Below are 7004 nucleotides of genomic sequence, written 5' to 3' on the forward strand. Positions count from 1 at the left end.
CCCCACCATTCCATTTTTTGTCCGTATTGGTGAAGGCTTGGAATTAGCTCGAACCAAAACAAAAGAATAGACCGTATTAAGCGGCCTATCCCTTCGTCCATCTTCTGGTGTGAAACTATTCCATTGAAATTCCTTTTTCATCAAAGTATTTCTTTGCACCAGGATGTAATTCGATTCCCATACCTTTAAGTCCATCTTCAGCTTTGATCAGCTTACCTTTGGCGTGGGTGATTTTATCCGTGTTTTCAAAAATGGCCTTTGTAACATCGTAGATGACATCTTCAGAAATGTCAGCGTTCGTCACAAGCATGGCACGAACGGCAACCGTAGTCACTGCATCATCCACTTTACTGTATGTTCCGGCCGGGATTTCATCTTCTGAGTAGTAAGGATACTTCTCGATCAGCTCGCTCACTTTTCCTGATTCAACAGGAACGATCGAAATGTCTTCCGTTGCTGCCAAACCTTCAACCGCTCCAGTCGGAGTACCAGACGTGATGAATGCAGCATCGATGGTACCGTCCTGGATCCCTGTCGTTGAATCATCAAATGATAGATTACGAGCTTCTAAATCTTCCAGCTTGATACCATGAACCTCAAGGATTTGAGTGGCATTCAGTAATGTACCAGAACCAGCTTCACCTACAGAAACGACTTTCCCTTTAAGATCTTCCACTGATTTGATACCTGAATCCTTCGTTGTAACGATCTGGATTGTTTCTGGATAAAGTGTCGCAATACCTCTTGCGTTCTCTACCTTGTTGTCCTTGAACATTTCTGTACCCTCAGACGCGTAAGATGCAATATCCGTTTGCGTAAAAGCGATTTCAGTTTTGCCGTCTTTCACAGCGGCCATATTCTCAGCAGATGCACCTGAAGTGGATGCTGAAGACTTGATTCCGGTTTCATCCTCGATAATCTTAGCGAATGTTCCGCCCAACGGGTAATATGTACCCCCTGTTCCACCTGTAGCAATTCCAATGAAGTCAACCTCTTTGTTACCTTCACCATCAGATGATGAACCTCCACCTGATCCGCCGCCACATGCAGCAAGAACGACAGATAGAACTAGAAGTAGTGCAGTGCTTAGGAATAAACTGCGTTTTTTCATATTCTAATTCCCCCTATTAAATTTTATACGTTAACGAAATAATTGTAACATAATCTGTAACAATCTTGTCAAATCAAATACATAAACTTTTAACATTCTTCATAAAAAACCCCTTAATGCAAATCCCGTGTCATACAGTTCCCCTTATCCTCAACCTCTAAAATGTATAGGAAATGTATAAAGCGGTTACAGGAATCACCGTCCATTTCACCCCCCGCGTATATTTGTCCACACAAAAAGGACTGAAGATGAATCTCTTCCTTCAGCCCCTCGCTGTTATATATCAGGTTGTCTTTTAGCCGATTAATTCCTCGTCCTCGAACTTCAACTTATCTTCTTCGGAAATATTCTCTTCACGGTCCCTCACGCTATGGGCAATCCTTGAAGATGCATTTGCAGCGATGCTTGCTACTATATCATCTAAAAAGGTATGGACACCCTTTCCATTTTTCGTATCCAACTCACGGATGATGCCTATCTTATTTTTGTCAAGGTGACCAAAAGTGGTCACGGCTATGCTTCCATATCCAAGGGCGGCCCCCAGTGCGATGGTCTCATCGACTCCAAACAAGCCCTCATCCGTTTCCACGATCGATTGAAGTGGTTCAGAAAGCTTCTTCTCTTCAGCAAGCTGATCCAATTCCACCCCGACAAGGATGGCATGCTGAATCTCCCTCTTTAATAAGACTCTCTTCACGCTATCAATGCAATCTTCCATAGTAAGCCCATGATTATATGGATACTGCATTTCAAAGACGATTTCAGCAATATCTTCTATGGTCACTCCTCGATCTTTCAATCTTTGGAGTGCAGCTTTGGTAACATCTCTTGAATGAACAGGTTTATTCATCGTCATTCCCCTTTCGAAACAGTTCTGATTGTATAAAAATTATAACACTCTTTAGAATTTTCGTATTGCAATCCGCTCTTGGGAATTATGAAAGAGATTATGGTACAATCTTTCTGTAAACGTTAACACTGATCATAGGAGGCTATCGTCATGACAACTGCAAGAGGAACTGTAACCGAATTAAACCTCTTTAGCAAAGAATTAAACGAAGAGATGAAGATGCTGGTTTATTTACCTGCAACCTACTCTCCCCTTTATAAATACACCCTGCTCATTGCCCAGGATGGCAAAGATTACTTCCAGCTGGGAAGGATCCCACGACTCGCGGATGAACTGCTTTCAAAGAAGGAAATCGAAAATATGATCATAGTGGGGGTGCCATACAAAGACGTAGAGGATCGCAGACGGAAATATCATCCCCATGGTGAGGAAAACGATGCGTATATCCGCTTTCTGGCCCATGAACTGGCCCCCTATTTAGATGAGCATTATCCGACGTATCATATGGGGATGGGACGCGCCCTTATCGGAGATTCATTGGGTGCAACCGTGTCTTTGATGACTGCATTGAAATATCCGAACACATTCGGTAAGGTTCTCCTTCAATCGCCATTCGTCAACGAAAAAGTCCTTGATGCCGTGGAAGACTTCACACAGCCTCATCTGCTTAGCATTTACCATATAATAGGTAAGCAGGAAACCGAAGTGAAAACGACAGATGGAAAAGTAAAGGACTTCTTGAAACCAAACCGACAGCTTCATGAAACATTCGATCATAAAGGATTCAGTTCCTTTTACGATGAATTTGACGGGGACCACACATGGAAGCATTGGCAGCCTGATTTAAAACGTGCATTAAAATTGATGTTTTAGCTGACCTAAAAGGCAAGGGGTGCTTCCCTTGTCTCTTTAGATCAGCCGTAAGCTCCAGTAATCATCCCATTGCTCTTTCGTTCGCCCTATATTAAATTTTTGAAAAATTTGCTATACTATACATATGACAATGATAGTTAAATAGAGGAGGATTGAAGAAAATGAATTATGGTATAGTCATTTTCCCATCGAAAAAGCTACAAGATATCGCGAACTCTTACAGGAAACGCTATGATCCTCATTATGCATTGGTTCCGCCACATTTGACATTGAAAAATGTCTTTAGTGCAGACGACGATCAAATTAAAGATATCGCAGGAAAGCTTTCCGTGATTTCAAAGAAATACGATCCATTTAATTTAAAGGTGTACAAAGTAAGTTCCTTTCAACCTGTAAACAATGTGATTTATTTCAAGGTCGAGTCAAAACCTGAACTTCAAGGGTTGCACGATGACATGCATAATCAAAACTTCATGGGTGACGAACCGGAATTCGCTTTCGTTCCTCACATCACGATTGCCCAAAAGCTTTCGAATGATGAACATTCGGATATTTTTGGATCATTGAGCATGCTGGGTATCGACCATGAAGAAATAATCGACCGCTTCCACTTACTTTATCAGTTAGAGAATGGCTCATGGACCGTGTACGAAACTTTCCGATTAGGGAAGGAACAGTAAACGGTGAACGTCGAAGTTGCCAAGACAGAGGATCAAATCCAAGAGGTATTCCATATACGAAAGACGGTCTTTGTAGAGGAACAGCAGGTTCCCCTTGAAGAAGAAATCGATGAGTATGAAAACGACTCCACTCATTTCGTTCTTTATGAGGATAACAAGGCGGTCGGGGCCGGACGGTTCCGCATTCTCGTTGGAGTTGGGAAAGTAGAAAGGATCTGCGTCCTTAAATCCATCAGGGGGAAAGGTGCAGGGCGTAAATTGATGCTCGCCATTGAAGAGTATGCGAAGCGGCAGCCATTATCACAGTTGAAATTAAATGCCCAAACATATGCCATCCCTTTTTACGAAGGATTAGGCTATCAGGTTACTTCTGATGAGTTCCTGGATGCCGGCATCCCTCATAAAACAATGAAAAAAACCATCTGAATAGAACAGAGAGTCCAGTCCTGGATTCTCTGTTCTTTTTTGTTTATCCCTTCGTATATTCACCACCCAACCCGGCGATAATGGTGAAAGGTATGGAAAGGGGGAATATCATGGAAATCAAGTCCATTGCCATCGAATTGATCGTCGGATATTTTGCACTGCTCATTCTGACTAAAATCCTCGGAAAAACACAAATCACTCAAATATCTGCCTTTGATTTCATTTCCGCTTTAATTCTTGGTGAGCTCGTGGGAAACTCCCTTTATGACGGGAAAACAACCGTCTACCAAATTCTCGCCGCCATTTCCATTTGGGGAAGCCTGATCTTCATTACTGAATTCTTCACTCAAAAGTCAAGGCGGTTCCGCCATATGCTTGAGGGGACCCCTTCGTTAATCATCAATAAAGGACATATCAATTTTGAAGAACTCAAAAAGAATCATCTGGATTTGAATCAGCTTCAGCATTTACTTCGGGCAAAGGATGTATTTTCTGTTAGAGAATGTGAATATGCTCTTCTTGAATCAGACGGAACGTTGAGCGTCATCCGAAAGCCGCTATATGATATGGTTCAACGACAGGATCTTCAACTCCCCATCAAGGCAGCCACCCTCCCTCTTGCCTTTATAGTAGATGGTGAAATTGTCCATGATAACTTAACCCTTGCCGGACAAGAAGATAGCTGGTTAATGAGTGAAATAAAAAAACAAGGCTTCCGCTCCTCCAAAGACGTGCTTTACGCTGAATGGGAAGAGGGAAAAACCTTGTTGGTACAAGGATATTAACGGGGTTTAATGATCAGTTCATTATTTTGAATCAAAAAGGACAGGAGCTTCTTCCGTTCAAGACTAGTGAGGTATGCGGTGACCGATGTTCGGAGTAGCAGCCACTGCCCCACATTCGAGACGGTGATCGTATGTAGTTCCAAGTATTCCCTCATGATGTGATCGATTGTCTTTCCGTTAGGACTTGTATTTACCACAGCTAAAAGGGAGTTCATTCTATCTTCATGGAGTTCGATATTTTCCTTTACTGTTTGAGTGATGTCTTCTTCGAATCGGCCATGACCCGGGATCGCTCCTTTACAGGATATGTGAAGGAGTTTTTCTAACGATTCCAGTGTAAGGTCTGCATCCACAATAAAGGGGATCACATGCTTCTTTAACGTATCACTTCCAAAATAGCTGTCTGCTGCATATAAGATATCATCAATCAGGAGACCTGCCTGACTATGCGAATGCCCTGGTAAATCAATGACGTCGAAGGTGAACGGACCAATGATGTTTTCTCCTTCAAATAGTTCTCCATCCACCTCGACTGCCTGTCCCTCAAGAAATTTATTCCTTAAGTCATTTATAGGAACAGCCCCATTGAACAAATAGATGGGTTCTAAAATGGAATTCTCAATGATGGCTTTTTCAAATTTCAGGGCAAACAATGGAATATCATACTTACTCTTAAGGTGGTAGGCACCGCCAAAATGATCGGCGTGGGCATGGGTGATCACGCAATAATCGAGGGGGAGTCCCTCTCCGTCCAATATCCTCTTCACCTTCTTCACTGCCGAATCATCCAATCCGCTATCGATCAAAAGCCCCTTTCCATCTTTTACACAATAACCAATCGTAACCGCACCCGTAAATGCAAAGCAACGTTCTGTGAATTTCTGTAGTTTCAAGTCAATACCTCCATAGAATCGGTTCACTACACATATTCGTTAAAGTGTTTTCCTTTTCCTGTGAGCTGTGCCAATAAAGTGGAGGGAATGGATGATTTCCTAAGTTTCTCGTATGGAGCCTTTCCTTGAATGGAATGCGGAACATGTTCGTCTGCTCCTTCTGGGTGGGCTTGTGATTTATTTTTCAGTGGTTTAATCGGTTGTATGGGGAAAAAGCTGAAGTGGTGTTTATCAACCTTGATTTCTCTTTCCTGATATTGTTTGTATTGATAGTGAGGAATCGGCGCAATATATCCCATTTTTATGACCTCCTTGGTTTTAATTACCCAATTTCAGATTGTTAAAAACGTACTCACGCTTACTTTCCTGTCTCTGAAAAATTCTTATAAAAAAGAAAGAAGAATTAACATAAAATACGTGGCTTCACGTTTTTTTATGTCCATTCTCCTTGATTTTGATTCTTCTTTTATTTTTTTCCCTTGTTTAACATGTTGGAGATTGTTCCGAAGTCCAATTGCTTCCCATCGTTCACGATCGATTGGACAATCTTATCTTCCATTTCCTTATTTACAGGTTTATTGGCGATTTTAGATACACGTTTGATGACGCTTCTGACCGTTGCTTCATCTTTGAAGTTTGCATTTTGTAAAGAGTTCGCAAGCTCTAACACTTCGTTCATGTTAACGCCTGTCTTCTTCTCTAAATTCTTAAAAAAGTTATTATTCATTTCCATCACGCCTCCTTTTAACTATAAGCATCATATGTAAAAAACCCAGGAGCGTGAATTGAATACCAAAATAATTAAAAATTGGATGTAGCATTCTTAAAACAAAATCCCTTTAAGCAAGGGTTACTGTTTCTCATACATATCGTCTGCTCAGGCTCTGTCTATGAGTGTACGTTTGGATGGCAAGGGAAACCGCTACGCTTTCCGCGGACGTACGGCCGAGCCTCCTCAGCTCTCGCTTCCGGGGTCTCGGCACGCCCGTTTTCCGCAGGAGTCTCCGCGGTTCCCCTCGCCATCAAATAGGATTAGAGTGACAGAGCCCAGGATGGAGGAACAAAACCAATTTTATAAACATGACTGCTACTACAGAATTGAAGCTCTACCCATCTACTTCTGTATAAGATAGGCAGCTCCTAATTCTTCAAGAAAAGGTGTTTATATTAATCATGTTTTAAACATTATGCTTTAAGTTGATTGGAGCGGAAGGTGCTCGACTCCCTCGGGAAAGGTTATTATATCAGGGCTTACAACCGGTTTATTCTCTTTTAAAAATTTTTTAAGTATCATATTAGCCAAATGCATTCCCTTTTTTTCTTATTTGTTCAAAATAAAGGAATTCATGCTTACGCGTTGCGTTAAGAGACTGGAAGGGTCTCCCT

At 41.7% G+C, this 7004-nt stretch carries 9 protein-coding genes; 4 read left to right on the plus strand and 5 right to left on the minus strand.

Translation table 11 applies throughout. The annotated features are described in order from the left end of the window. Positions 1-115: 115 nt before the first annotated feature. Both V8G47_RS10350 and V8G47_RS10355 read right to left on the minus strand, forming a co-directional pair. Positions 116-1111: a TAXI family TRAP transporter solute-binding subunit gene (locus V8G47_RS10350; RefSeq protein WP_336200045.1), complete on the minus strand. Its 996-nt coding sequence runs from the start codon at positions 1109-1111 to the stop codon at positions 116-118. A 295-nt stretch (positions 1112-1406) separates the two neighbouring features. Beyond that, positions 1407-1961: a phosphatidylglycerophosphatase A family protein gene (locus V8G47_RS10355; protein ID WP_336200046.1), complete on the minus strand. Its 555-nt coding sequence runs from the start codon at positions 1959-1961 to the stop codon at positions 1407-1409. Positions 1962-2111: 150 nt separating this feature from the next. On the opposite strand from V8G47_RS10355, the gene V8G47_RS10360 reads away from it, so the two are divergent. The 4 genes from V8G47_RS10360 to V8G47_RS10375 all read left to right on the plus strand — a co-directional run bounded on the left by V8G47_RS10360 (position 2112) and on the right by V8G47_RS10375 (position 4725). Continuing rightward, positions 2112-2834, plus strand: coding sequence for an alpha/beta hydrolase (locus V8G47_RS10360; protein ID WP_336200047.1), 723 nt, complete (start codon positions 2112-2114; stop codon positions 2832-2834). 161 nt (positions 2835-2995) lie between these two features. Continuing rightward, a complete protein-coding gene (locus tag V8G47_RS10365; protein WP_034763515.1) occupies positions 2996-3514 on the plus strand; it encodes a YjcG family protein in 519 nt (172 codons plus the stop codon). Between the two features lie 3 nt (positions 3515-3517). Next, positions 3518-3940 carry a GNAT family N-acetyltransferase gene (locus V8G47_RS10370; protein ID WP_336200048.1) on the plus strand — a complete coding sequence of 141 codons (423 nt, stop codon included), beginning with the start codon at positions 3518-3520 and terminating at the stop codon, positions 3938-3940. Positions 3941-4050: 110 nt separating this feature from the next. After that, positions 4051-4725, plus strand: a complete 675-nt coding sequence (locus V8G47_RS10375; RefSeq protein WP_336200049.1) for a DUF421 domain-containing protein — start codon at positions 4051-4053, stop codon at positions 4723-4725. Here the strand turns inward: V8G47_RS10375 and V8G47_RS10380 are convergent. From V8G47_RS10380 to V8G47_RS10390, 3 genes are all read right to left on the minus strand, one after another. Further along, positions 4722-5618: an MBL fold metallo-hydrolase gene (locus V8G47_RS10380; RefSeq protein ID WP_336200050.1), complete on the minus strand. Its 897-nt coding sequence runs from the start codon at positions 5616-5618 to the stop codon at positions 4722-4724. The two genes, V8G47_RS10375 and V8G47_RS10380, sit on opposite strands and share 4 nt — an antisense overlap. 26 nt (positions 5619-5644) lie before the next feature. Beyond that, positions 5645-5917 (minus strand): hypothetical protein, encoded by a 273-nt coding sequence (locus V8G47_RS10385; protein WP_336200051.1) that lies wholly within the window; start codon positions 5915-5917, stop codon positions 5645-5647. 167 nt (positions 5918-6084) lie between these two features. Beyond that, positions 6085-6345 carry a stage VI sporulation protein F gene (locus V8G47_RS10390; RefSeq protein WP_034763965.1) on the minus strand — a complete coding sequence of 87 codons (261 nt, stop codon included), beginning with the start codon at positions 6343-6345 and terminating at the stop codon, positions 6085-6087. Between the last annotated feature and the right edge of the window lie 659 nt (positions 6346-7004).

The sequence above is a fragment of the Rossellomorea sp. LJF3 genome, from assembly GCF_037046045.1.
Taxonomy (GTDB): Bacteria; Bacillota; Bacilli; order Bacillales; family Bacillaceae_B; genus Rossellomorea.